At 72.5% G+C, this 24,812-nt stretch carries 22 protein-coding genes and 2 pseudogenes; 12 read left to right on the forward strand and 12 right to left on the reverse strand.

The annotated features are described in order from the left end of the window. Positions 1–16 precede the first annotated feature (16 nt). The 5 genes from EJ357_RS41480 to EJ357_RS41495 all read left to right on the forward strand — a co-directional run bounded on the left by EJ357_RS41480 (position 17) and on the right by EJ357_RS41495 (position 4,254). Positions 17–1,195 (forward strand): LLM class flavin-dependent oxidoreductase, encoded by a 1,179-nt coding sequence (locus EJ357_RS41480; RefSeq protein ID WP_126397081.1) that lies wholly within the window; start codon positions 17–19, stop codon positions 1,193–1,195. 122 nt (positions 1,196–1,317) lie between these two features. After that, positions 1,318–2,547, forward strand: coding sequence for an acyl-CoA dehydrogenase family protein (locus tag EJ357_RS41485; protein ID WP_126397083.1), 1,230 nt, complete (start codon positions 1,318–1,320; stop codon positions 2,545–2,547). Positions 2,548–2,597: 50 nt separating this feature from the next. After that, on the forward strand, positions 2,598–3,056 hold the full coding sequence (locus EJ357_RS41490) for an RrF2 family transcriptional regulator (RefSeq protein ID WP_126397085.1): 459 nt from the start codon (positions 2,598–2,600) through the stop codon (positions 3,054–3,056). Positions 3,057–3,153: 97 nt separating this feature from the next. Beyond that, a complete protein-coding gene (locus EJ357_RS48660; RefSeq protein WP_175647226.1) occupies positions 3,154–3,318 on the forward strand; it encodes a hypothetical protein in 165 nt (54 codons plus the stop codon). A 90-nt stretch (positions 3,319–3,408) separates the two neighbouring features. Next, on the forward strand, positions 3,409–4,254 hold the full coding sequence (locus EJ357_RS41495) for a glutathione S-transferase C-terminal domain-containing protein (RefSeq protein ID WP_126397087.1): 846 nt from the start codon (positions 3,409–3,411) through the stop codon (positions 4,252–4,254). A gap of 46 nt (positions 4,255–4,300) precedes the next feature. Here the strand turns inward: EJ357_RS41495 and EJ357_RS50880 are convergent, their stop codons facing one another. The 3 genes and pseudogenes from EJ357_RS50880 to EJ357_RS41510 form a co-directional block, all read right to left on the reverse strand. Further along, complete coding sequence (locus EJ357_RS50880; protein ID WP_126397089.1) at positions 4,301–4,525, reverse strand: hypothetical protein; 225 nt, start codon at positions 4,523–4,525, stop codon at positions 4,301–4,303. After that, positions 4,518–5,182, reverse strand: a pseudogene (locus EJ357_RS41505) (beta-galactosidase). Before EJ357_RS41505 ends, EJ357_RS50880 begins: the two are co-directional and overlap by 8 nt. A gap of 44 nt (positions 5,183–5,226) precedes the next feature. Next, entirely contained in the window at positions 5,227–5,967 is a 741-nt protein-coding gene (locus tag EJ357_RS41510) for a class I SAM-dependent DNA methyltransferase (RefSeq protein ID WP_126397091.1), read from the reverse strand. Between the two features lie 440 nt (positions 5,968–6,407). On the opposite strand from EJ357_RS41510, the pseudogene EJ357_RS48670 reads away from it, so the two are divergent. Continuing rightward, positions 6,408–6,593, forward strand: a pseudogene (locus EJ357_RS48670) (FAD-linked oxidase); the annotation flags it as partial. A 345-nt stretch (positions 6,594–6,938) separates the two neighbouring features. Here EJ357_RS48670 and EJ357_RS41520 read toward each other — a convergent pair. Together EJ357_RS41520 and EJ357_RS41525 are read right to left on the reverse strand one after the other, a co-directional pair. Then, the gene (locus EJ357_RS41520) at positions 6,939–7,229 is read right to left on the reverse strand and encodes a hypothetical protein (protein WP_126397096.1); all 291 of its coding nucleotides are present in this window, start codon (positions 7,227–7,229) and stop codon (positions 6,939–6,941) included. A gap of 203 nt (positions 7,230–7,432) precedes the next feature. Continuing rightward, a complete protein-coding gene (locus EJ357_RS41525; RefSeq protein WP_126397098.1) occupies positions 7,433–7,633 on the reverse strand; it encodes a hypothetical protein in 201 nt (66 codons plus the stop codon). A 411-nt stretch (positions 7,634–8,044) separates the two neighbouring features. On the opposite strand from EJ357_RS41525, the gene EJ357_RS41530 reads away from it, so the two are divergent. Continuing rightward, positions 8,045–9,523, forward strand: coding sequence for a glutamate--cysteine ligase family protein (locus EJ357_RS41530; protein ID WP_126397100.1), 1,479 nt, complete (start codon positions 8,045–8,047; stop codon positions 9,521–9,523). Between the two features lie 7 nt (positions 9,524–9,530). Here the strand turns inward: EJ357_RS41530 and EJ357_RS41535 are convergent, their stop codons facing one another. The 3 genes from EJ357_RS41535 to EJ357_RS41545 all read right to left on the reverse strand — a co-directional run bounded on the left by EJ357_RS41535 (position 9,531) and on the right by EJ357_RS41545 (position 12,301). Continuing rightward, entirely contained in the window at positions 9,531–10,658 is a 1,128-nt protein-coding gene (locus EJ357_RS41535) for a Gfo/Idh/MocA family protein (protein ID WP_126397102.1), read from the reverse strand. Then, complete coding sequence (locus EJ357_RS41540) at positions 10,628–11,338, reverse strand: ThuA domain-containing protein (RefSeq protein ID WP_126397104.1); 711 nt, start codon at positions 11,336–11,338, stop codon at positions 10,628–10,630. Before EJ357_RS41540 ends, EJ357_RS41535 begins: the two co-directional genes overlap by 31 nt. 90 nt (positions 11,339–11,428) lie before the next feature. After that, positions 11,429–12,301, reverse strand: a complete 873-nt coding sequence (locus EJ357_RS41545) for a class I SAM-dependent methyltransferase (protein WP_126397105.1) — start codon at positions 12,299–12,301, stop codon at positions 11,429–11,431. A 74-nt stretch (positions 12,302–12,375) separates the two neighbouring features. Between EJ357_RS41545 and EJ357_RS41550 the strand changes: the two genes are divergently transcribed. Continuing rightward, positions 12,376–12,810 carry a helix-turn-helix domain-containing protein gene (locus EJ357_RS41550; protein WP_126397107.1) on the forward strand — a complete coding sequence of 145 codons (435 nt, stop codon included), beginning with the start codon at positions 12,376–12,378 and terminating at the stop codon, positions 12,808–12,810. 4 nt (positions 12,811–12,814) lie between these two features. On the opposite strand, the gene EJ357_RS41555 is transcribed toward EJ357_RS41550, so the two are convergent. From EJ357_RS41555 to EJ357_RS41565, 3 genes are all read right to left on the reverse strand, one after another. Continuing rightward, positions 12,815–15,436 carry an NACHT domain-containing protein gene (locus tag EJ357_RS41555; RefSeq protein ID WP_175647716.1) on the reverse strand — a complete coding sequence of 874 codons (2,622 nt, stop codon included), beginning with the start codon at positions 15,434–15,436 and terminating at the stop codon, positions 12,815–12,817. A gap of 70 nt (positions 15,437–15,506) precedes the next feature. Next, positions 15,507–16,109 (reverse strand): response regulator transcription factor, encoded by a 603-nt coding sequence (locus EJ357_RS41560; protein WP_126397111.1) that lies wholly within the window; start codon positions 16,107–16,109, stop codon positions 15,507–15,509. Beyond that, positions 16,106–17,335, reverse strand: coding sequence for a sensor histidine kinase (locus EJ357_RS41565; protein ID WP_126397113.1), 1,230 nt, complete (start codon positions 17,333–17,335; stop codon positions 16,106–16,108). Before EJ357_RS41565 ends, EJ357_RS41560 begins: the two co-directional genes overlap by 4 nt. A gap of 155 nt (positions 17,336–17,490) precedes the next feature. On the opposite strand from EJ357_RS41565, the gene EJ357_RS41570 reads away from it, so the two are divergent. The 4 genes from EJ357_RS41570 (at position 17,491) to lpdA (ending at position 24,064) form a co-directional block, all read left to right on the forward strand. Further along, positions 17,491–18,081: a hypothetical protein gene (locus tag EJ357_RS41570; RefSeq protein WP_126397115.1), complete on the forward strand. Its 591-nt coding sequence runs from the start codon at positions 17,491–17,493 to the stop codon at positions 18,079–18,081. A 179-nt stretch (positions 18,082–18,260) separates the two neighbouring features. Continuing rightward, positions 18,261–21,485, forward strand: coding sequence for an amidohydrolase family protein (locus EJ357_RS41575; RefSeq protein WP_126397117.1), 3,225 nt, complete (start codon positions 18,261–18,263; stop codon positions 21,483–21,485). Positions 21,486–21,617: 132 nt separating this feature from the next. After that, complete coding sequence (locus tag EJ357_RS48675) at positions 21,618–22,472, forward strand: SCO2400 family protein (protein ID WP_456114823.1); 855 nt, start codon at positions 21,618–21,620, stop codon at positions 22,470–22,472. A 179-nt stretch (positions 22,473–22,651) separates the two neighbouring features. Then, the gene (lpdA, locus tag EJ357_RS41585) at positions 22,652–24,064 is read left to right on the forward strand and encodes a dihydrolipoyl dehydrogenase (protein WP_126397121.1); all 1,413 of its coding nucleotides are present in this window, start codon (positions 22,652–22,654) and stop codon (positions 24,062–24,064) included. A 26-nt stretch (positions 24,065–24,090) separates the two neighbouring features. Here the strand turns inward: lpdA and EJ357_RS41590 are convergent, their stop codons facing one another. Then, a complete protein-coding gene (locus EJ357_RS41590; protein ID WP_126397123.1) occupies positions 24,091–24,792 on the reverse strand; it encodes a CPBP family intramembrane glutamic endopeptidase in 702 nt (233 codons plus the stop codon). Positions 24,793–24,812 lie beyond the last annotated feature (20 nt).

Here is a 24,812-nt window from a genome sequence, read left to right on the forward strand (position 1 = left end):
CGATCGGAGACCCCCCATGCCCCTCACCTTCCACTGGTTCCTGCCCACCAACGGCGACAGCCGCCACGTCGTCGGCGGCGGCCACGGCACCCCCGCCACGGTGTCCGGTCGGGACCGGCCGCCGACGGTCGCCTATCTGAGCCAGATCGCCCGTGCCGCCGAGGACCTGGGCTTCGTCGGCGCGCTCACGCCCACGGGTGCCTGGTGCGAGGACGCATGGCTCACGACCGCCATGGTCAGTCAGCACACCGAGCGGCTGAAGTTCCTGGTCGCCTTCCGGCCCGGCTTCGTCTCGCCGACCCTCGCCGCGCAGATGGCGTCCACCTTCCAGCGGCAGTCCGGCGGACGGCTGCTGCTGAACGTGGTCACGGGAGGGGAGAGCCACGAGCAGCGCGCCTACGGCGACTTCCTCGACAAGGACGACCGTTACCGCCGTACCGGTGAATTCCTCCAGATCGTCCGGGGGCTGTGGGAAGGCAGGACCGTCGACCTGGTCGGCGAGCACCTCCAGGTCGAGGACGCGAAGCTGGCCCGGGTGCCCGACCCGGTTCCCGAGGTGTACTTCGGCGGATCCTCGCCCATCGCCGGACAGGTCGCCGCACGCCATGTCGACGTCTACCTCACCTGGGGCGAACCGCCGGCCGACGTCGCCCGGAAAATCGCCTGGATCCGGGGGCTGGCCGAGAAGGAGGGCCGCAGCGTCCGCTTCGGGATCCGGCTGCACGTCATCACCCGGGACACCGCCGAGCAGGCGTGGGCGGAGGCCCGGCGGCTGTTGGCCGGCTTCGACACGGAGACGGTACGGGCCGTACAGGCCGGACTGGCCCGCAGCGAGTCCGAGGGGCAGCAGCGGATGCTCGCGCTGCACGGCGGCAGCTCCGACGACCTGGAGGTCTACCCGAACCTGTGGGCGGGCATCGGGCTGGTGCGAGGCGGCGCGGGCACGGCGCTGGTCGGCAGCCACGACGAGGTCGTCGAGCGGATCGCGGAGTACCACCGGCTGGGCATCGACGAGTTCGTGCTCTCCGGCTATCCGCACCTGGAGGAGGCGTACTGGTTCGGCGAGGGCGTGCTGCCGCGGCTGGAGGCGCAGGGGCTGTGGACGCACCCCTTCCACGATGCGACGGCCGCACGGACCGTGGCTCAGGTCCCTTTCGTGGAGCGGGAATCAGCCAAGGTGCCGCGCATTCCCTAGATTTCCTATCGATTTACTAGGGAAGTGTTGACCCCCGTCGGTGGAGCGAGTGAGGATGACGCTGACCGGGTCGGCCGGGCAGACCGGGACCGCGTTGTCTTCTGCCTTGAAGGAAGTCCGCCATGACAACTGCACCACCGGCCGACAAGACGGTCGCAGCGGTGACCGGGCGCTCCGACTGGCCGCACATCGCCCGCGAACTCGCGGACGATCTGGCCACGGACGCGGTCGAACGCGAGCAGGCCGGCAAGCCTCCGCTCGACGAGGTCGCGCGGCTGCGTGAATCGGGCCTCCTGACGCTGCTCGTACCCGCCGCACACGGTGGCGGGGGAGCGGACTGGCGTACTGCCTACACGGTCGTCCGGACCGTCGCCGCGGCCGACGGCGCGGTGGCTCATCTGCTGGGCAGCCACTACTTCCTCTCCTACTGCGCCCGGTTCTTCACGGGCCCCGACCGTGCCGCCCGTGTCGAGCGGGCGTCCGTGGCGGGGCAGTGGTACTGGGGCGGCGGTATCGCCTCGCACGAACCGCCGCTCATGCTGACCCCGACGACGGACGGCTATCTGCTGGACGGCCATCAGCGGTACGGCTCCGGGGTCGGGGTCGCCGACCGGCTGCTGGTCCGTGCCGCCGCGCCCGGCACCGGTGAGCCCCTCGCCGTCCTCGTCGACCCCGCCCACCCGGGCCTCATGAGCAGCAGCGGCGGCGACACCTTCGGGCAACGGCTGGCGGCCGCCGGAAGTATCGGGTTCGACTCCGTGCCGGTCACGGCCGACGACGTACTCGGCTCCCTCTCCCCGGACGACGGCGCCCTGTCGCCCTTCGCCGGCCTCGCCGTGCCCACCTCCCGGCTGGTCTCCGCCCAGTTCTGTCTCGGCGTCGCCGAGGGCCTGCTCGGCGAAGTCCGCGAGCACGGACGCGCGGTGCACAGCCCGTGGCAGCCCTTCTCGCCCCACCCCTGGACGGGAGGCCCGCCCCAGGACCCGTATGTGCTGACCGCGTACGGCGAACTGGCCGTCTCCGCACGTGCCGCGTCCGCCCTCGCCGACCAGGCGGTGACCGCCCTGACGCACGGCCTCGCGCGCGGCGAGGACCTCGACGACGAGGAGTGCGCGGAGATAGCGGTCCTCGCGAGCGCGGCCGAGGCCGCCGCCGCCCGGGCCGCGCAGGAGATCACCGCCCGGGCCCTGGACGCCGTCGGGGCGCACGCCGCGTTCGCCCGGCACGGCCTGGACCGCTTCTGGCGCGACACCCGCACGCACACCCTGCGTGAGCCGCTCGCCCATCGGCTGCGCGAGGTCGGGGACTACTTCCTCAACGGCGCGCACCCTCCCTTCACCCTTCCCGCCTGAGCGAGGCCCGGCGGGTGAGGGCCGGCACGGCAGTGATGGATAATCTCGCTATGCGGATCTCGGCGAGGGCGGACTATGCGGTGCGGGCGGCGTTGGAGCTGGCCGCCGCGGGGGAGGACACCTCGCTCAAGGCCGAGGCGATCGCCGAGGCGCAGGGCATCCCGCACAAGTTCCTCGAGGGCATCCTCGGCGATCTGCGCCGGGGCGGCCTCGTGATCAGCCAGCGGGGCGGCAAGGGCGGCTACCGGCTCGCCCGCCCGGCGGACTCGATCCCCATCGCGGACGTGATCCGTGTGGCGGACGGCCCCCTGGTCTCGGTGCGCGGTGTACGCCCGCCCGACCTCTCCTACGTCGGTCCCGCGGAGTCCCTGCTGCCGCTGTGGATCGCGGTGCGCGCCAACGTCCGCAAGATCCTCGGCGAGGTCACGCTGGCCCATGTGGCCGCGGCCAAACTGCCCGACGACGTCCTGAGCCTCGCGGACGACCCCGAGGCGTGGACGAACCCCTGACCCCGCCCGGCGTCTCAATGCTCGGCGGCCCTCTTGACGCGGCTCGGATCCGGCCCGACACTCCAGTACGGGAATCCTAGTGAATTGGTAGGGAAATATGGGCCGCTCCGCGCTGGACCTCGGCAGTGACACGGTCCGTGTCGCCGTCCGGCCGCTGCCCCTCCTGCCCCTGCTGACGTCCCGTCGCCACATCGACCTCGAGCGTGTGTGCAGTGCGGCGCATTCCCCGCACGGTGCGGGCGGCGCGACAGCCCGCCCCTGAACCTCACCTCACGTATCGCATTCCGGCCGCGCCGAAGCCGCCGCGCGCCATCGCCGTCGTATGCCCGTGACCGAGTACCCAGGGAGACGTATGTCCGCCCCATCCCCGACAGCCGTGCCGTCCTTCCGGAGCAGGATCGGCTGTGACGCGCGCAGCGGTTACTACGCGGCGCCCCGCCGCTACCGGCTCCACCTGGCCCTGTCGTGTCCGCGCTGTCTGCGCATCGCCGTCACCCACAGCCTGCTCGGCCTCGACGACACCCTCCCGGTGACGCTGCTCCCCGTGGTGCCCGACGCCCCTGACGGCGGGCACGAGGCGCTGCGCCCGCTGTACGAGGCCAGTTCGCACCAGCACCCGGGACCGGCGGTGGCGCCGGTGCTCAGCGACGCCTGGACCGGCACGATCGTGAGCACGCACGCCCCCGACATCCTGCGGGACCTGGCCCGGCGGTTCCGCGGCGACGGCCCGGATCTCTTCCCGCGCGGCGCCGAGGAGGCCGTCGAGGGCATCGGCCGCCTCTGCGAGCAGGGCATCACCGCGTCGGCGCAGTGCGCCGGAGAGCCGGACGTCGACCCGGCGGTGCGCGACAGCGCGCTCGCCACACTGCTGGACGCCCTGGACGGGCTGGAGCGGCGGCTGGCCTGCCAGGAGTATGTGCTGGGCGATGAACCGACCCTCGCCGACGTCGAGTTGTGGGTGACGCTGGTGCAACTGGACACCGTGCACCGCCACCACCTGGACGCCGCAGCGGTGCACCGCATCACCGGCCACCCGCACCTGTGGGCCTACGCCAAGCGCCTCGCGGCGCACCCCGCCGTCGGCTCCCACCTCGACCTGGACGGCATCGCACGCCGGCACCACGCCCACTGCCGGGGCATGGAGGCGGCGGGCGCGGCGGTGCAGATCGTGGACTGGGCGGCGTGCGTACGGGGATAGGCGACGTACGTAAGGGAACAGGTGGCGTACGTGCGGGAGCGGGCGGCTACTCGGCTCGTTCCTGTGCCCGCATCCACAGAAGGGTGGTCGCGGTCAGGGCGCCCCAGTAGTGCGGGAAGACGTCGCCCCACGGCCGGTCGGTGCCGAACCAGTAGCCGTCCCAGTGCCGGATCGCTATGCACCGTGCAGCCGGGCGTGCGGCCCTTCGGGGCGGGGCGAGTTGCGGCCGCCGGTGAGGTTGTTGCCGGTGGCCGACTCCAGCATCAGCCACGGCCGGCCGCCGCGCATGTCGAGGGAGGCGACGCCCGAGATGAGACGGCTGCGCGCGGCAGGCGTGCCCACGTGGTCGAAGGAGTCGTGGCGCTGCCCTCAGAAGGCCGTCCCCAGGCGTCGTTCAACGCCTCCACGGTGCCATACCGCTCCGTGAGCCAGCGGCCGAAGTGCGCGACGGAGACCGGGCAGTGGCAGCCGAAGCCGGTGTACTCGTTGCCGACGTGCCACATGGCGAGCGCAGGATGGCCGGCGTAGCGCAGTAGTGCAGGCGGGCGCCGAAGGCGAAGTTACGGCCCTCGGCGTCCACGGGCAGCGTCCGCGGGTGCTCGTGGGCGAGCCAGGACGGCGGCGCGGCGGTGGGTGTGGCCAGGTCGACGCCCACGCCCGCCTCGGCCGGCAGGTCCATCACCTCGTCCAGCCACCCGAACTCGTGGACACCGGGCCGCGGTTCGAGCAGACCCCAGGAGAACACGCCGACGGTCACCGGGTTCACCCCGGCCTCGCGCATCAGCCGGACGCCCTCCCGCCAGACGGCCGGCGGCCACTGCTCGGCGTCGTAGTCGCCGCCGTACGCAAGGCCGTTCAGTCGTCGGCGGAGGCCGGCCAGGCGTTCGTCGGCGGGGTCGGGACGGGGCACACGGTCTCCCTCAGCCATGTCAGAGCCATGGCAACCGGTTGTGTCCGGCCGTGCGGGAGCGGTCAGTCGGCCGGCTTCTCCCACACCGACACGTGCTTGCCGCTCTCGCCCGTGAACGGCTCGCGCGTCCAGTCCTCCCACCGGTCGCGCAGCCGGAGACCGGCGAGGCGCGCCATCAGGTCCAGCTCGGCCGGCCAGACGTACCGGAACGGGATGGACGAGTGCTCCGCGCGGCCGTCGACGATGGTCACGTAGTTCGAACTCATCGCCTGCGTGGCGGGGTCGTAGGTGTCGAACGCCCAGCGTGTGTCGCTGATGTGGAACGGTACGGCCTGCTGCCCGGCCGGGAGCCTCCGCAGCTGCGGGACCATGACCTCGACGACGAAGCGGCCGCCCGGCGCCAGGTGCGCGGCGACGTTGCTGAAGCAGTCGACCTGCGCGTCCTGGGTCGTCAGATTCATGATCGTGTTGAAGACCAGGTACGCGACGGAGAAACTCTTCTCCACGCGCGCTGTCGCGAAGTCCCCGATCGTCACGTCGATCGCGTCGCCGCCGGGTTTGGCGCGCAGGCGGTCCACCATGGCGCGGGACAGGTCGATGCCGTGCACCGGGACACCGCGGGCGGCCAGCGGCAGCGCGATGCGGCCGGTGCCGATGCCGAGTTCGAGTGCCGGGCCGTCGCCGGCCAGTTCGGCCAGCAGGTCGACCGTCCGGTCCACCACGTCGGGGCGGAACTCGCTCGCCTCCGACTCGTCGTAGTCGGCAGCGACGTTCTCTCCGAAGTAGCCATCGTCATCGATCACGCCGGGACCGTACTCCGGGCCGTGCCGCCGTGCACGCGATTATCCGCGGACGGTCGACAGGGGTGCCGGCACCACCATGACCGGGGGGTTGGGACGACTGTCCTCGGCGCCTTCGCCACCTAGATTCCAGCAGGAGGAACGTACTGCGCGGCGGGCTGGTCGCCACGACGGCGGGGGTCGTGGCGCCCGGGCTGGGCGCACCGGTCGCGGCGGCCGAGGACGGGGCGGCCTGCCCTCCGCCTCCCGGAGCGGCCATGGTCGGGCCCGCCGATCCGCGGTTCCGGTCGCCGGCGACCCGGGGCTACAACCGCCGGTTCGTGGGCAGGCCGCAGCACGTCTGGTGACCGGCACGACCGCGGACGTCGTACGGGCCGTGCAGCAGGCGGTGGACAGCGGCTGACGGATCACGGTCCGCAGCGGCGCCGACGGCTTCGAGAACCAGGGCGCGCAGTGTGGTCGCCACCCGCGAACCCGCCGACCCCCACCGGGACTTGTGGTGGGCGCACACCGGAGGTGGCGGCGGCAGCTTCGGCATCGTCACCCGCTACTGGTTCCGCACACCCGGCGCCGACGGCGACGACCCGTCCGGCCTGCTGCCCGCGCCGCCGGCCGGCGTGCTGAGCTTCTCGGTCTCCTGCGCGAAGGGGTGGTTCACGGCCGTGCACTGGCACCCCGAGGGCACCGCACACCAGGACCCGGCACAACAGGGCCTCTTCGACACTCTGGTGAGGGCCGCACGCCGGCGCGCGTGAGTTGGGAGGCGTGGTTCAGCGCCGTCCGTGCATGCCTCGCTGGGGCGGACGGGCGTGGTTCGGTGGGGTTCGCGCCCTTCTGAGGCAGGCGGGCTTGATGCGTGGGAGGTGCGCCCGGCTGGGGGAGGTGGGCGTCGTTCGGTGGGCCCGTGCCAGTTGAAGCGGACGGGCGCGCTCCAAGTGCGGCCCACGCCTCCCGCCGAGCAGTCGGGCGCCCCGTCACGCCTTCGGGCGGCGCCCACTGCGTCGAGGTGCCGGCTCGGCCCCGTCGAGCAGGGCGAGACGGCGTTCCTCGCCCTGCTCCTCGACCTGGAGCACAACCCGGCGCAGCCCCTCCGCGACGCTCCGGCACTCCTCGTCGCTCAGTTGCCCCGCCAGATGCTGCCGGACCGTCGAGGCGGCGCGGTAGATACTGGCGACGACGGCCATCTGCTCCCGATGCAACGGGCTGCCGCCGAGCTTGGCCTCGGCCGGCTTCTCGGCTTCGCTGATCGATCGTTGGCCGGGCATGGCACACTCCTTCGCCGCGGGCGCGTCGGACTCAGCCGCTGTCCGCCCGGGGCCCACCGGCCTCCCGTAGGGGAGCGCCTTGGTGGGCCGGATCTGGGGCGAGCACATGGGCGCGTATCTGCATCGCCCGACGCCCCCGGTCCGGGATTCCCGGGCGTTCCAGTGGTCGAGGTGAACCCCACACACTGGAGAGCAGCGCCCACTCACAGGTCATCACGGCTTGCGGAGGACGATCCGCGTTCGTCCGGCGAGGACGCGGAGTGGGCTCGTCGCAATTCGTCCAGCACCCGACGCCACGACCTGATGAGATCAGGGATCTGATCGAGGAGCCCCTTCAGGGCGTACATGAACGCCGACACCACGCTGGCCGCGCCCAAAATCGCCAGGACGACTTGTAACTCCATGCTCGGCTCCTCCTCCAAGCGGAGATGGCCGAACCGAGCGCGAGCCGCGAAGGACGATGGCAGGTGTCTCAGGTCGACCACCACTGCTTCAGTGATCAACTGAGGCCCTGCCGACGTACAGGCCGCATGTGAAGTTGTCGCGATTGACGCGATGCCGAATGCCTCGGCGACCGCGCCCGAATGGGACGTCGGACCCGTTCCCGTCGCAGTCGACACACATGCCGACCGTGCACCGCGGAGTCTAACCGCAGGGATGCGGCTGGGGAGGGCAGATCGAGACGTAGCCGCAGATTTGTTTATCGTCGGCACAAAGTCTGCTCCGGGAGGGTAGGGGGAGCCGACTGTCCTGGCTCCGTCAGAGGTGCCACCCTGGGACGAGAGGATCCGCCGAGGGAAACTCGGGAGGGCCCGATGGGACGTGATGTGCCGGCCCTGGTGTTCACGCGGGAGGACCGCCGCAGGTACCGGGAGAAGATGCACACCTGCCTCGACGTGCTGGCGCAGATGCTGCGCGAGTCGACGTTCGAGAGCGAGCTGCCCCGGGTCGGGCTGGAGATCGAGCTCAACCTGGTGGACGCCGACGGGCTGCCCGCGATGCGCAACACCGACGTGCTCCAGGCGATCGCCGACCCCGCCTGGTCCAGCGAGCTGGGCCGCTTCAACCTGGAGATCAACATCCCGCCCCGCCAGCTGACGACCGGCGGCCCCGGCGCCTGGGAGCAGGCGATCCGTGAAGCGCTCAACCACGCCGAGGAACGCGCGTCGGCCGTGGGCGCACACCTCATCATGGTGGGCATCCTGCCGACGCTGGCGGAGACGCACGTCGACGAGACCGCCCTGTCCGGCGATCCGCGCTACCGGCTGCTCAACGAGCAGATCTTCGCGGCGCGCGGCGAGGACCTGCGGATCACGGTGGACGGCGTCGAGCGCCTGTCGACGTACGCCGACACCATCACCCCCGAGGCCGCCTGCACCAGCACGCAGTTCCACCTCCAGGTCTCACCGAAGGACTTCGCGAGCTACTGGAACGCCGCCCAGGCCATCGCCGGCGTCCAGATCGCCCTGGCGGCCAACTCGCCCTTCCTCTTCGGCAAGGAGCTGTGGCGCGAGACCCGTATCCCCCTGTTCGAGCAGGCCACCGACACCCGCCCGCAGGAGATCAAGGCCCAGGGCGTACGACCCCGGGTGTGGTTCGGGGAGCGGTGGATCACCAGCGTCTTCGACCTGTTCGAGGAGAACGTGCGCTACTACCCGGCCCTGCTCCCGCTGTGCGACGACGAGGACCCGCAGCAGGTGCTCGACGGCGGCGGCGCTCCGGAGCTGGGCGAGCTGACGCTTCACAACGGCACGATCTACCGCTGGAACCGCCCCGTCTACGCCGTCACCGACAGCGGCCCGCACCTGCGCATCGAGAACCGGGTCCTGCCCGCCGGCCCCACCGTGGCCGACATCATCGCCAACGGCGCCTTCTACTACGGCCTCACCCGTGCCTTGGTCGACGAGGACCGGCCGATCTGGACGCGGATGTCCTTCTCGGTCGCCGAGGAGAACCTCCACACCGCGGCTCAGGACGGCATCGACGCCCGCCTGTACTGGCCCGGCGTCGGTGAAGTGCCGGTCACGGAACTGGTGTTGCGACGCCTGCTGCCCCTGGCCCATCGGGGCCTGGAGCTGGCCGGTATGGACACGAGCTGGCGCGAACCCATGCTCGGCATCATCGAGCAGCGCTGCGTCACCGCCCGCAACGGCGCCCTGTGGCAGGCCGAGACGGTCCACCACCTGGAGAAGGGCGGCATCGCCGACCGCTACGAGGCGCTGCGCCGGATGACCAGGACGTACATGGACTACATGCACCTGAACGCGCCCGCGCACACCTGGCCCGTGGACTGACGTCCGCTCAGTGCGCTGCGGACGGGGCGCCGGTGGTTCCCCGCCACTCCTCGGCGGGCGTCAGCGGAACGGGCAGAGGCGGCTGGACCGACGTCGTCAGCTCGATGCGGCGTCCCTGCGCCGCCGAGCGCAGCAGGGCGCTCATCGTCTCCAGCACGTGCAGGGCGAGGTCGCCGTCCGGGCGGGGTGCCCGCTGCCCGTCCGCGGCGACGAAGTCGAGCAGACCGACACCCCGGGCGGCGTCGGCGTACCCCGCGGACGGCGGCAGCGCGCGCCACTGCGTGCCGCCGAGTTCGAAGAGCCGTACCTCGCCGTCGAAGTGGTTCGGATCCGGCACCGCCAGCGTGCCCGCGTCGCCGTGGACCTCGAGCGGCGCGGCGTTGGTGGCGACGCCGTCGAAGCTCGTCGTGAGCGTCGTCAGCGCTCCGCTCACGTGCTCCAGCACGCCGCAGACATGGCTGTCCACCTCGACCGGGATCCGCTCGCCCGCACGCGGGCCGGAACCGATCACGCGCTCGTCCCGCAACCGGCCGGCAGCCCCGATCACCGCACGCACCGGGCCCAGCAGATGCACCAGGGAGGTGAGGTAGTACGGCCCCATGTCCAGCAACGGGCCGCCCCCGGCGGTGTAGTAGAAGTCGGGATGCGGATGCCAGCGTTCGTGTCCCGGCGTGACCATCACGGCCGTGGCGAACTGGGGGCGTCCGATCCGGCCCGCCGCCACCGCCGCCCGCGCCGTCTGGATCCCGGTGCCCAGGACGGTGTCCGGCGCGCACCCGACCCCGACACCGGCCTTGGCGGCGGCCTCCACCACGGCTTGGGCCTCGGCGAAGTCGGCGGCCAGCGGCTTCTCCCCGTAGACGTTCTTGCGGTGGCCGATCGCGCCGAGGGCGATCTCCGCGTGGGCCGCGGGGACGGTGAGGTTCAGCACCGTGTCCACGTGCGGGCTGCTCAGCAACTCCTCGACGGGCAGCGCCGCGACACCGGGGAGCTCGGCGGCGACCGCGGCCGACCGGGCGGCGTCGAGGTCGGCGACCGCGGTGATCCGTACGGCCGGATGACCGGCGAGCGTGTCCAGGTACGCGCGGGAGATGACCCCGAGCCCTACGACGCCGACGCGGTGCGGGTCGCCCACAGCATGCCCCTTTCGATGACGATGCGGACGTTCGGGTCCTCCAGCACGTCGAGGCTGTGCCCCGGTGTCGTCACCACGATCCGGCCGGCGCCCCAGCGGCGGGTCCAGATCGCCGGCGACGTGACCGGCCGGTGCCAGGGCTGCCACGGCCGGGCCGGATGCGTGGTGGTGGCCAGGACGTCGATCAGGTCGTCGTGGAGCACCCAGTACTGCTCGGTGTGCAGATCGAAGTCCTCGAGGCCCGCCGTCACGGGGTGCTCGCGGCCGAGCTCCGTGAGGGTGACGGCGTACGGCAGGTAGTTGTCCTCCTGGCCGCCCCGGCGCTCGCACGGCTCCTTGCCCGGGTGGGTCGCGAACTGTCCTCCCACCAGGTGGAGATAGTCGGAGGAGGCGCGGAAGGAGTCGGCGATTCCGCCGTGCCAGCCGGTGAAGCCGGTCCCGGCCTCGACCGCCGCGCTCAGTCCCGCCAGTTGCCCGGCGCTGATCTGCGACATCGTGACGCACTGCACGACGAGATCGGTGGCAGCCATCTCGGCGGCGTCGGCGTAGACGTCGGTCGACTCCTCGACGCGGACGGTGTAGCCGTTGTCCCGCAGGAAGGGCAGGAACAGCTCCGTCGCCTCGACCGGCCGATGCCCCTCCCAACCGCCTCGGACCACCAGGGCTTTCTTCAGCGTCATCTCGTTGCGTCACCGTTTCCGTGGGCGATCACGTAGTACCGCTCCCCCACTATGCGCGGGTCCGCTCGCGCTCAGGAAGGGGTGCCGAGATCACGAAAGTTTCGCCTCGGGGCCGGGGGCGCCCGCCCGGGCGTCGACCAGCCAACAGGCCCCGGTGAAGCGGACTTCGGCGCCCTGCACGAACGGATCGAAGGCCGCGCGGACCGTCTCGACGACCTGCGCGCGGGTCTGCTCGTCCGCCTCGGGAAGCACCTGACCGACCGGCCCGAGCCGGGTGAAGTAGCCGATCAGTTCCCGCTCGGGCAGCGTGCAGGCGACGTCCACCGGCCGGATGTCGATGCCTGCCCAGCCGCTCTCCGCCAGGATGCGGTGCACCTTGCCGGAGTCCGCGAAGGCGAACTGTCCCGGCTCGTCCGGCCGACGGGCGGGAAGGTTCGGCAGGAGCGGTGCCGCGGCGCGTTCGGCCGTCGTCATGAACGGATTCTCCTCGGGGCCGCGCCAGACGATGAACCGCAGCCTGGCCCCGTCCTCGGCGGCACGCCGGAGATTGGCGAAGGCCCGGACGGAGTCGTGGAAGAACATGACGCCGAACCGTGAGATCACGGCGTCGAAGCCGGCGGGTCCGAAGGCGTGGTCCGCCGCGTCGGCGCGGACGAAGGAGGCCGGTGTGGCCTCCCGCTCGGCCCGTTCCCGGGCGGCGGCGATCATCGGTTCGGAGATGTCGACGCCGACGCAGTGACCGCCCGGGCCCAATCTCCGTGCGACGGCCAGCGTGGTGCCGCCGGTGCCGCAGCCGACGTCGAGCACCCGGCCTCCGTGGCCGTCGGGTACCGCTTCGAGGAGCAGGTCCTCGAACGGCTTGAGCATCCTGTCCAGCAGCGCCTGCGTCTGGACCCATGCCTGGGCGGCAGGTCCGTTCCAACGGACCGCCTGTTCGTCGTTCGTCCTTCGCGTGGCGTCCATGATCGTCTCCTGGGCTTGCATTCACCGGGCCGTGGTGACAGCGTCCTACTTCAAGTCGACTTGAGGTCAAGACCATGACGGACCTGGACATCGCCGAGGTGGCACATCGCGCGGGAGTGCCCGCCTCCACACTGCGCTACTACGAGGAAAAGGGCCTGATCGCCTCGACCGGAAGGCGGGGCCTGCGCCGTCAGTACGATCCCGGCGTGCTGGAACGCCTGGCCCTGATCGCGATGGGGCGGACCGCGGGGTTCTCGCTCGACGAGATCGCGCGCATGCTCACGCCGGACGGGCAGCCGGACGCACAGCCGGACCTCGACCGGCAGATGCTCGCGACCAAGGCCGACGAGCTGGACCGGCGGATCCGCGAACTGGCCGTCCTGCGCGACTCCCTGCGGCATGCCGCCGCCTGCCCCGCAGCGAGCCACATGGAGTGCCCCACGTTCCGCCGTCTGCTGAAGTCCGCCACGGCCGCGACGCCGAGGAGGCGGGCGCCGGGACCACCCTGAGGGATCACGCTCTCGTCATCGGTCCCCGGTCCGTGTGCCGCCGACGGGGGATCCACGGCCGCAGCGGGCCCGGCCGCGCGGCCGCGGACTCCTGGGAGCGCTCCGGGGCCGCCAGATGCTGTTGCAGGTCGAGGTGACGGAACTGGTGGACCGCTCCTGTCCGGCGCAGCACGCCCCGGCGTTCGTGGGCGTCGGTGAGGAAGGCCGTCAGGTCCCGGGGGAGTCGCCGGCGCGTGGCCAGGTGGTGGCGGGCGAGGGTGTAGTACCACCAGGCGTTCTGGCTGAGTGCGGCGGCCAGGCCGACGGTGAGGCCGTAGGCCAGGCCGCGGACGAGGATGTGGGCCGGGGTCATCGGGATGGCCCTGCCGTCCGTGGTCCCGCGGCCCAGGCCGTAGGAGAGCCCGCCCTGCGCGACGTACTCGATGCCGTAGCCGAGCGTGAAGGCGGCGGCGACCGCCAGGCCCACGGCGAGCCACAGCCTGGCGAAGATCCGTCGGTCCTGTTCCAGCAGGGTGACCGGGCCGGTCGGGGCCGTGAGATCGGCGGGCTTGCCGGAGAGGCCGTGCGCGACGCCCACCGCCAGGCCGAACGCGCAGGAGAAGGTGAGCATCGTGGAGACGGGGTAGGAGGCGGTGTCGGCCAGGAACGACTGGAGTTCGGTGACGGCCCAGTGGGTGACGCCGACGGCACAGCCGCCGGCCAGGCCCGTCGAGAACCCCCGCCAGTCCCAGGCCCACCGGGTGCGCACGGTCGGAATGGCATCCGGTCGGCGCGCGGACAGCCGCCCCGCGCGGCTGCCGAACACGCCGCCCGCCAGCGCGTACACCATGGCGGCGGAGAGGGCGCCCACGGCAGCGGCCGTACCACCGTGGTTGAGGCGGTACGAGAAGAAGAGCGTGCCCCCGGTGAGGAAGCCCACGGCGCACATGCGGTGGTCCCAGGTCCAGCCGTGCCCGGTACGAGAGCCCCTGCTGGAGAGCGCGCCGACGATGCCGCCGACGAAACCGTAGGCCAGCCCGTTGGCCATCGTGGCCGCCGGCCACTGCGGCTGCCCGGTGGCGAGCACATGGGTCAGGCCCTCGGCGGCACCCCCGGTCAGGCCCGCGACGAGGCCGCAGCCGATGCCGCCCGCGATCCCGCCGGCCAGGCCCGCGACGATGGCGGCGGGCGGACCCGTCAGCCACCCGGAGTCCAGGCCGGCGAACAGCGCGGTGAGCCTGCCCGCGCCGGTGGCGGCGGCCCAGGCCACGACGCCGAGGACGGCCCCCGTCACCACCTGGGCGAACCGCGGCGGCAACGCCCGGCGCACCTGCCACCAGGCCAGGTCGGTCGTGCCGCCCAGGGTGTGCTGCAGATGCCGGGCCAGCCGGCGCAGGGCGTGCTCGGCCTGCTCGGCGGACCAACGGCACGGGTACCTCGGATGGGGCCGGTAGGCGGCGGGCACGTACGCGTCGAAGAGGTGGGCCCGGACGGCCGCCGTGTCGGGGAAGCGGGCCTCGTCGCACAGGTGCGCGGGCGTGGGGAGCGCGGTTTCCTGCTCTCCAGGACGGGGGTTGTAGACAGTTCGGGCGAGGAAGAGCATCAGCGGTGTGGTGAACGCGCGTGCCACCGGCGCGTCGGTGCCGAGCAGGCGGATCACCGGGTCCCACCGGGCGGCGGCAGCGGTGTCCTGACCGCCCGCGTCCCGTCGCAGGTATGCGGCGATGTCCGGGGCCGCCAGGGGGCGCAGCTCCACCGCCGCCGCGCCGTTGAGCTTGACGGGTACGCCGTGGGCCGGGGCGAGGGTGTCGCCGTATTCCTGCAGACGGCTGGTCAGGACGAGCGGTCGGCCGGGCGGCAGGGCCGCGTTGACGGCGTCCAGCGCCCTCGCGCGGAACGGTTCCGGGATCTCGTCGAAGCCGTCCAGGAGGGGCAGGATCAGCCTTCGCTCCAGAAGGGCGGCGCCGACGGCGTGGCCCGTCTCCGGGGAGCCGAGGCCGCTGTAGTCGCGTTGGAGTTGTTCCGCCATCCAGGATTCCAGCGTCTGTTCCTCGGGGTTCCACGACGCGAGCGAGAACAGCACCGGAACGGGGCCGCCTTGTGTGCGTACGTCCGTGAGGGCGAGCAGCAGCCGGATCAGCAGCATGCTCTTCCCGGTGCCCGGGCCGCCCAGGATCACGAGGCGGCGCGTCGGTACGCGCTCCAGGAACACCTCGGTGATCTCCCCGCCGGCCCCGCTCAGTTCCTCCGGTCCGGTGGCCCAGCCGGCGCGCGGAGCCGTCCGGTCCTGGGCCAGTTCCCTCAGCAGTGACCACGATTCGCCGAACCGGGCCTCGGCCGCCCGCCAGGAGACCGGAAGCGGATAGGGGTCGTTCAGCCGCCGTACCCGGGCCTCGGACTCCCACTGCTGCCGTACCGCCGGCGCCAGCCGGTCCGCCACGCGGGCCAGGTCCTCGCCCTCGTGCGGGTCGGCGCGCAACGTCGCCCACGACAGATACATGCCGCCCACGGACGGCAGCAGAGCGGCCAGGGTCTCGGCGATCCGCAGATCGAAACGGACGGCGAGGCACACCGCCCCGATCATGCCGCCCACCGACAGCGCGAGATAGACCGCACCGACCCGTCGAGTCCGCCCACCAGTCCCCATGGCCGGATTTTCGGCGCGGGGAGACAGCGGATGAGGGACATCGGTGGTTCGGCCCCTCGGACGAGTGATGTCAGATCCAGCCTTGCTCCCAGGCGCGGTGGGCGGCCGCATGGCGGGTCGGGACGCCCAGCTTGGCCATGGCGGAGGAGAGGTAGTTGCGCACCGTGCCAGACGCCAGGTGGACCTCGGCGGCGATGTCCGCGATCGACGCGCCCTTGCGCGTGGCGCGCAGGATCTCCAGTTCGCGGCCGGTGAGGGGACAGTCGTCCTCGGTCAGCGCGGAGGCGGCGATGTCCGGGTCGACGTAGCGGCGGCCGGCGGCGATGTCGCGGATGATCTCGGCCAGCCGGGACGCCGGGGTCGTCTTGGGGACGAAGCCGCGCACACCGGCGGCCAGCGCCCTGCGCAGTACGGCGGGCCGGGCGTGCCGGGTCACCAGGACGATCCGCGTGGGCAGTTCGGCCCGGATCTCCTCGGCGGCGACCAGCCCGTCGGCGGGCGGCATCTCCAGGTCCAGTACGGCGATGTCGGGGCGGTGCTCGCGGGCCAGCCGCACCGCCTCGGTCGAGGTGGCCGCCTCGGCGACGACGGTGAGGTCCTGCTCGAGGCCGAGCAGCGCGGCCAGGGCGCTTCGGAGCAGGTCCTCGTCGTCGGCGATGAGCAGACGGATCATCGGGCGGCTCCGTCCGCGGGGTTGGGGGATTCCAGTGGCTTCGCCGGCAGCGCGGCCGCGACCACGAAGTGCGCACCGTCCCGCTTCCAGGTCAGCTCGCCGCCGGCGGCCTCCAACCGCTCGGCGAGGGTGCGCAGTCCCGTGCCGTCCGAGGCGCCCGGACCGTCCTGCGCGCCGTCGTTGCTCACCTTCAGGCGGGCGAAACCGTCCGCGATCCGGTAGTCGACCTCGGCACGCCCGGCCCGGCTGTGCCGGAGCACGTTGGTGGTGGCCTCGCGCATCACCAGACCGAGGAGGTGCCGGGCGGAATCCGTGAGGCCGGCGGCCACGCCGGCCGGGTCGAGGGTCATCCTCGCGTCGATGTCGGCGGCGGCCAGGACCCGCGTCGCGTTGCCGATCTCGGCGTCCAGCGACGTACGACGGTAACCCCGCACCACGGCCCGGGTGTCGCTCAGCGCATCCGCCGACAGCTGCCGTATCTCCTTCAGCTCCACGGCGGCGCGCGCCGGGTCCACGTCCAAGAGCCGTGCCGCCAACTCGCTCTTCAGCGCGATGACCTGGAGGTGATGACCCTGGATGTCGTGCAGGTCGGCGGCGAACCGCAGCCGTTCCTCCCGGACCGCCAGCTCCGCCTCCAGCCGCCGGGCCTCGTCCAGTCGCCGTGCCGTGTCCCAGGCCCACAGCGGGCCGAGCGTCACCCAGGCCGTGAAGGCGACCAGCCCGGCCGGGAACAGCGCGGCGTACGCCAACTCCCCGTCACCCGCCAGCAGACTGACCACACCCCCGGGCAGCGGCGCGAGGACCACGGCGCCCGCGATCAGCGCTCGCCTCCGGTGCGGCGGGAGGTAGGTGGCGACGTTCGCCACGACCAGGGCGGGCGCGACCGGCCACAGCCCGTAGTCGCGTACGGCGAGAGGGAGGACCGCGAGCGCGACTCCCGCCCCGACAGCGGCGATCAGCCGGCCCACGGGCGCTTCATCGAGGTGTACGTCCGTCGACGGCAGGAGCGCCAACCGGCGGCTCAGCAGGACGACGCTCGCCCACATCTCGACCGCCAGCGCGACGGCGGCCGGGGCGCGGGCCCACAGCGGGACGTCTCCGTCGAGGAGCCACGCGCCGACGAAGACGACCAGGAAACACACGGTCATCCCCGGCACGGTCCACCACGTGTAGCGGCGGAAGCTCGTCAGCCCCGCCGCCGTGTGTTCGATCGACCCGTCCCCCATCCGGTCATTGTGGCCCAGGCGGCATGACAAATGTCATGCGCGGACGTGACAACGCCACGCGCGCGCATGGGGATTCGGCACTACTGACGGACTCGGCGTGGGCCCAGGCTGGAGGTGTTGACGGATACCCCACCCCCGTACCCGAGGAGGGTCCCATGACAACCCCTGCCCCGCCCACGACGGCGGACAGCCCGCACCCGGCCGCTCAACTCAAGCGGCGCTGGCCCACGGTGCTGGCTGTCGCGGTCGTCGCCCTCAACGTGCTCGCGTCCGGCTCGCAGGACGTGGCCGACGCCGTCGGCGGCTTCGCGCAGACTCTGCCGTTGCTGCCCCTGATCTACCTGGTCGTCAACCAGATCGGAAAGCCGCAGGCCACCTGGCCGGTCCTCGGGGCCGGGACGGTGCTGGTGTTCGCCCTCCCCTTCCAGGACGCGCTCGCCCCGTCGACGGTCCTGGTCGCCCTGGCGCTGGCCGTGCTGGCCTGGGGCGCCGTCCGCGGAACCCCGCACGGGCGGGCCACCTTCGGGGTCCAGGCCGCGGGCGCACTCGTCTTCTGCGGACTCGCGCTGGCCGGGCTGGCGGTGGACCCGGACCTGGGCCGCTGTCTGCTGGCGGCCGGCTGGTTCTTCCACGGTGTCTGGGACTTCGTGCACCTGCGGCTCCACAAGGTCGTCTCCCGTACGTTCGCCGAGTGGTGCGGTGTCATCGACGTGCTCGTCGCCGTCCAACTGCTCTTCCTGGTCTAGGTGTGCTCCAAGGGGTGTCCGCCGGACCACGCCGCCGTCGAGGGCTCCGGCACGGCCCAGCCGGTGCGAAGAACGGCCGAGAACCGCCGGGGCGGGGCCCGTGACCGGGCTCCGCCCCGTACGTTGCCACCAGTGGTCTCTCCTGTCCGGCCCGCCAACTCCGCGCACTGGGAGCTTCCTTGGACCCCGCAGACATCTCGGACGCCCACCGCACCGGCCCGCTCTCCCGCCGCAGATTCCTCCAGGCGACCGCCACCGCCACCGCGACCGCAACCGTCACCACGACGGCGCTCACCGCCGTCGGCACGCCGGCCGCGGCCGCCGCCCCGGGAACGACCACGCTCTCCTTCACCGCCGCGACCGGCGGTTCCGCGACCCTCGCCCCGTCGGGCGACCGGCTGGTCGCCGAGATCCAGAACGTGCTCTGGTCCGTCCCGCGCGAGGGCGGCACCGCCGTCCCGCTCACCCATCCCGGCCTCGAACCCACCCGCCCGCAGTTCTCGCCCGACGGCGGCCACCTCGTCGTCTGCGCCTACCGCGGCGGCGGCTTCCACCTCTGGACGCTGCGGCCCGACGGCACCGGATCACGGCAGCTCACCGACGGACCGTGGGACGACCGCGGCCCGGCCTGGTCACCGGACGGCACACGGGTCGCGTTCGCCTCCGAGCGCGGCGGCGACACCGTGACCGGCGCCCCGTACCGCATCTGGGTCGTGGACGTAGGCACCGGCGCGCTGACCCGGCTCACCGGGCGCCCCGGACAGCAGGGCCCCGGGCAGGACGCCCGCTGGGAGGACTTCGACCCGGCGTGGTCGCCGGACGGGGAGCGAGTACTGTTCGTGCGCGCCGGCGTCACCGCGACGGGCGCCCTGCGCGCGACCACCGTCGCCTCGGTCCCCGCCGACGGCTCGGGCCCGGTCACCACCGAGCACACCGACGACTCCGGCGCCCAGCTCATGACCCCAGCTATCTCGCCCGCCGGCCGCCTGGCCTACCTGCGCACCACGTCCTCACCCGCCGCCTCCTGCACCCTCGTCGTGGCCGGCAGACCGGTCGCCGTCCAGGGCGACCTCCTCCCCGCACCGCCCCGCTGGACGGACGGCGGACGACTGCTCCTCACCGTCGACGGACACTTCCGCCTGCTCGACCCGGACGCGGCGGGCAAGGGTGAGGAGATCCCGTTCACGGCCGCGCTGCCCGTGCACCGCCCCCGCTACCGCGGCAAGGCGTACGACTTCGAGGGCGCCGGCACCCGCCCCGTCCGTGCCCTGCACCTGCCCGCGCTGTCACCGGACGGCCGCGGCGTCGCCTTCGCCGCGCTCAACGCGCTGTGGACCGGCGGCACGACAGGCGGCCGCGCACCCCGCAAGGTCCTCCAAGTACCCGCCACCCGCTATGTGCTGGCGCCGGCCTGGACGCCCGACGGCACGGCGCTGGTGTACGCCGATGACCGCGACGGACTGTTCGCGGTCCGGCGCCGTGACCTCGGCTCCGGGGAGGAGACCGTGCTCGCCGGGGGCGGCCGTGTCTTCCCCGCGCTCTCGCCCGACGGGCGGAGACTGGCCTGCCTGGACATGTCCGGCAACCTCGTGGTGCGGGACCTGCCCGACGGAGCCGAACAGGTCCTCGCCGCGCCGCTCGGTGCGGGCGGGCTGCCCGGCCGGCCCAGCTGGTCGCCCGACGGCCGGTACGTGGCGTTGTGCGACCGCAACCGCCTCAACCAGCGTTTCCGCGAGGGCTACAACCTCATCCGCGTCGTCGACACGACCACCAAGGCCGCCACCCTGCACGCCCTCGCCCCGCACACCTCGCTCTCCGACCGCTATGACTCCGGCCCCGTCTGGTCCCCGGACGGCCGCTGGATGGCCGTGGTCGCCGAGTCGGCGCTGTGGCTGCTGCCGGTCCGGGCCGACGGCACCCCGGACGGTGAACCCCGCCGCCTCACCACCGAACCCGCCGACCACCCGTCCTGGTCCGCCGACGCGCGCACCCTGCTGTACCTCTCCGCGGGCACCCTGCGCCTGATCGACATCGGCAGCGGCCGGACCCGTACCGTCCGTGTCCCGCTGGACCACCGCAGGCCGCGCCCGGCCGACACGGTCGTGCACGCGGGCCGCTTCTGGGACGGCACCGGCTCGGACGTCCGTGAGGACATCGACGTCGTGATCCGCGACGGCCGCATCGCGGAGGTCTCCCCGCACCGCACCGGCCACCGCCCGGCCGCCCGCCACATCGACGCGAGCGACCGCACCGTCATCCCCGGCCTGTGGGACGCGCACACCCACCCCTGGCAGACCACGTACGGCGGGCGTCAGACCGCGCTCCAACTCGCGTACGGCATCACGACCGCCGTCTCGCTGGGCGGCTTCGCCTACGAACAGGCCCGCATCCGGGAGGCCGTCGCCACCGGCGCTCTCGCCGGACCCCGGCTGCTGACCACCGGCGAACTGCTCGACGGGCCACGGGTCGCCTACAGCATGGGACGCGCCCACCGCACCCGCGAGGGACTGCACCGTTCGCTGGCGCGCGGGGCCGCGCTGGACTGGGACTTCGTGAAGACGTACGTACGCGCCCCGGGCTGGGTGATGAAGGAGGCCGCGGAGTTCGGGCACGAACGGCTCGGGGTGCGCAGCGGCAGCCATCTGTGTACCCCCGGTGTGCAGGTGGGCCAGGACCTGACGACCCACCTGCAGGCGACGCAGCGGCTGGAGTTCGGGCACGCGACGTCCGCCACGGGGCGCGCCCACCAGGATGTCGAGGAGATCTACACCCGCGCCGGCTTCCATCTCGTCGCCACCCCGTTCACCGCGCTCGCCCTGCTCGGCGCCGACCCCGCGCTCGCGGACGACCCGCGGGTCACCGCGCTCATGCCGCCGTGGGACACCGCGCTGGTCCGTGAGCAGGCCGGACAGCCGCCGACCGAGGCCCAACTGGCAACGCTCGGGCGGGAGATGGACGTCTACCGGCGGATCCTCGCGGGCGGCGGTCTGGTCGCCCTCGGCACGGACCAGCCGATCGTCCCGGTCGGCCTGCATCTGCACCTGGCCCTGCGCGCCCTGCACCGCGCCGGTCTCTCCCCGGCAGAGGCGCTGCGCACCGCCACGCTGCTGCCCGCGCGCGTCTTCGGCGCCGACGACGACCTGGGCACGCTGGAGGAGGGCAAGCTCGCCGATCTCACGGTCGTGGACGGCGACCCCTTCACCGACTTCGCCGCGCTGATCCGCACGGCGGCGGTCCTGCGCGGCGGCGTCCTGTTCGAGCAGGCCGACCTGGTCGGCACCTTCGACATCCCCGGCACATCCGACACCCCCGCCACCTCCGACACCGCCACCGAGCGGCGGGCGGAGGAGGCGTGGCTGGAGGTGAGCCGGCGTATGCGGCGTGAGGGCTGCTGTGACCTGTGAGCGGGTCACGGCCCACACACACTTCCTGTGACATCTGTGCAGGAGCATCACTTCGACTGCACACAGCCCGTCCAAAGCCTCGTTAGCGTTGCAGGCCGTTCGATCCCGCGTACGAACACAGAAAGACCGCAGATGGACTATTGCTCCTCGTGCCGTCGGCATCTCAACGGGGCCCTCGTGTGCCCCGGGTGCGGCGCCTACGCCCCGGACATCGCTCCCTCCGCGGTTGGGGGTCCCGCCGCTGCGGTGGCGCCCGGCGCGGCCGACACCGCGACGGCGGCGTGGGAGACGCCCGCCCACGACACCTGGTACGACGGCTACTTCCGGGACGAGCCGGCGCCGCCGGCCGACGTGGAGGAGACCGAGCCCGTAGCGCAGTCCCCCGACGTGGAGGGCGTACCCGTCGCCCCGATGGGCCGGGCCGCTCGGCGTCGTCAGCGGGCCCGCTGGAAGAAGAACCAGCGCAAGGCCGTCGTGGCGACCGCCGTCGCGCTGGTCGGCGGCGGACTGACCGTGTCGGCCATGGACCGGGGGTCCGCCGACAAGGCCCAGGCGGCCACCGCGCCGGAGAACCCCAACACGGCCGTCGTGGAGCAGCAGGTACCGGAACTCACCCGTCCGGCGTCCACTCCGCCGGACACCCGTGAAGCGCCGCGCACCGACACGCCGGGCTCGAAGCCGACCCCGACCAACGCCGCGCGCGAGGCCATCACCACACCGCACACCACGCGCCAGTTCACCCGACCGGACGCCGCCTCCACCCCGAGTCCCACGGCGACCTCGGTCCCGCAGACGCAGCCCGTCTCCCCGGACACCGGAGGGGCGAACTCCGGTGACGGCGGTGACTCGGCGGGCGAGCAGCAGACGCCGGCCCCGTCGGCGACCGAGGGCTCCGACTCCGGAACCTCCACGTCGCCGTCGAGCCCGGCTCCGGAAGAGACCTCGCCGGCGTCGCTCTGCGTGCTCAACCTCGTATGCCTTGGCTGAAACATGCTGGGGAACTGACTTGATCGCCTCGGCGCACGCCACCTGAGATCACCGTCACCCTCCCGCACCACCACACAACCTCGTGGATGCGGTCATGCTGGAAGAAGCGGAAGTCGATCTCCTCACGGAGATCGGCACCAGCAGAGTCGGGACGTCGTACTCAGGAAGGAAAACGCTCCATGGTCGAGCAGGACGAGCGCTTCGATGTCGTGGTCCTCGGCGCGGGCCCCGGCGGCTATGTGGCCGCCATCCGCGCCGCCCAGCTGGGCAAGCGCGTCGCCGTCGTGGAGGAGAAGTACTGGGGCGGCGTCTGCCTGAACGTGGGCTGCATCCCCAGCAAGGCGCTGCTGCGCAACGCCGAACTGGCGCACATCTTCACGCGCGAGGCGAAGACCTTCGGCATCAAGGTGGAGGGGCAGGTCTCCTTCGACTTCGGCGAGGCCTTCCGCCGTAGTCGCAAGGTCGCGGACGGCCGGGTCAAGGGCGTCCACTACCTGATGAAGAAGAACAAGATCACCGAGATCGACGGCCGCGGCACCTTCCTCGACCCGCACACCCTCCAGGTGGCCGGCTACGACGGCGAGACCCGCACCATCGGCTTCGACCAGTGCATCATCGCCACCGGCGCCACACCCAAGCTGCTTCCCGGCACCCGGCGCAGCGCGCGCGTGGTGACGTTCGAGGAGCAGATCCTGGCCGAGGAACTGCCGGGGTCGATCATCATCGCGGGCGCCGGCGCCATCGGTGTCGAGTTCGCCTACGTCCTGCACAACTACGGCGTGAAGGTCACCATCGTCGAGTTCCTGGACCGGATGGCCCCGCTGGAGGACGCCGAGGTCTCCGCCGAACTCGCCAAGCAGTACCGCCGGTTGGGCATCGACGTGCTCACCTCCACCCGGGTCGACACCGTCGACGAGTCCGGCGAGCAGGTGCGCGTCACGGTCACCGGCAAGGACGGCGCCCAGCAGGTCCTGGAGGCCGACAAGGTGCTCCAGGCGATCGGTTTCCAGCCGAACGTCGAGGGCTACGGCCTGGACAAGACCGGCGTGAGGGTCACCGAGCGCGGCGCGATCGACGTCGACGGCCGCTGTCGGACCTCGGTCCCGCACATCTTCGCCATCGGCGACGTCACGGCGAAGCTGATGCTCGCGCACGCAGCCGAGGCCATGGGCATCATCGCCGCCGAGACCATCGCGGACGCCGAGACGATGGAACTCGACTATGTGATGATCCCGCGCGCCACCTACTGCCAGCCACAGATCGCCAGCTTCGGCTACACCGAAGCACAGGCCCGCGACCTCGGCCACGACGTCAAGGTGGCCAAGTTCCCCTTCACGGCGAACGGCAAGTCCCACGGTCTCGGCGACGCGACCGGCTTCGTGAAGCTGATCAGCGACGCCAAGTACGGCGAACTCCTCGGCGGCCACCTGATCGGCCCGGACGTCACCGAACTGCTGCCCGAGCTGACCCTGGCCCAGCAGTGGGATCTGACCGTTCATGAGGTCGCCCGCAACGTGCACGCCCACCCGACCCTCGGCGAGGCGGTCAAGGAAGCAGTGCACGGGCTTGCCGGGCACATGATCAACTTCTGAGGGTTCAGCCTTCGAGTTCCGAGGGCTCAGCCTTCGAGCCACCAGCGGGCCGCCGCCCAGGCCGTGACGTATCCGAAGCCGTTGACCGCCCAGTGCAGGGCCATCGGCGCCAACAGGCTGCCGGAGCGGCGGCGCAGCTCGCACAGGACGACCCCGGCGGCGGCCGTGGCGACGATCGCGACGGCGACCGTCGGCGCCACGCCCGCCGGGCCGTCCCCGAAGAGCGAGCCGACGGCGGCGTTGGAGCGGTTGATGCCGCGCGACGGCAGCAGGTGCCACAGCCCGAACAGCAGCGACGACACTCCGGTGGCCCAGGCCGTGCCGCGCCGGCGCCGGATCATGGCCCACAGCACGCCACGGAAGGCCGTCTCCTCCAGCAGCACGGTCCCGAACGGCACCCGTACCAGCGTCACCCACAGCACCTGCGCCACGGACAGGTCGGCGGCCCTGGAGTCCCGGAACGCCTCGCGTCCGGCCGGGACCGCGAGGAGCAGCACCACGACGAGCAGGACGACCCCGGCCAGCACGGGAGCCCACCGCAGTCCCCGGCGCAGGCCCGCCGCGTCCAGCCCCAGGTCGGCCCGGGTGAGGCCGTCCCAGCGGGCGACGAGCAGCAGGACGGCCGTCGCCGCCACGCAGACGACCACGTACAGGGCGGGGCTCCGCGCGAGCCAGTTGTTCAGCAGGTTCGTGGCGGCGAGAACGGCGACAGCGCATACGATCGGCATCGGGGTCCAGGTTCCCCCCG

Source organism: Streptomyces cyaneochromogenes, from assembly GCF_003963535.1.
GTDB lineage: Bacteria > Actinomycetota > Actinomycetes > Streptomycetales > Streptomycetaceae > Streptomyces > Streptomyces shaanxiensis.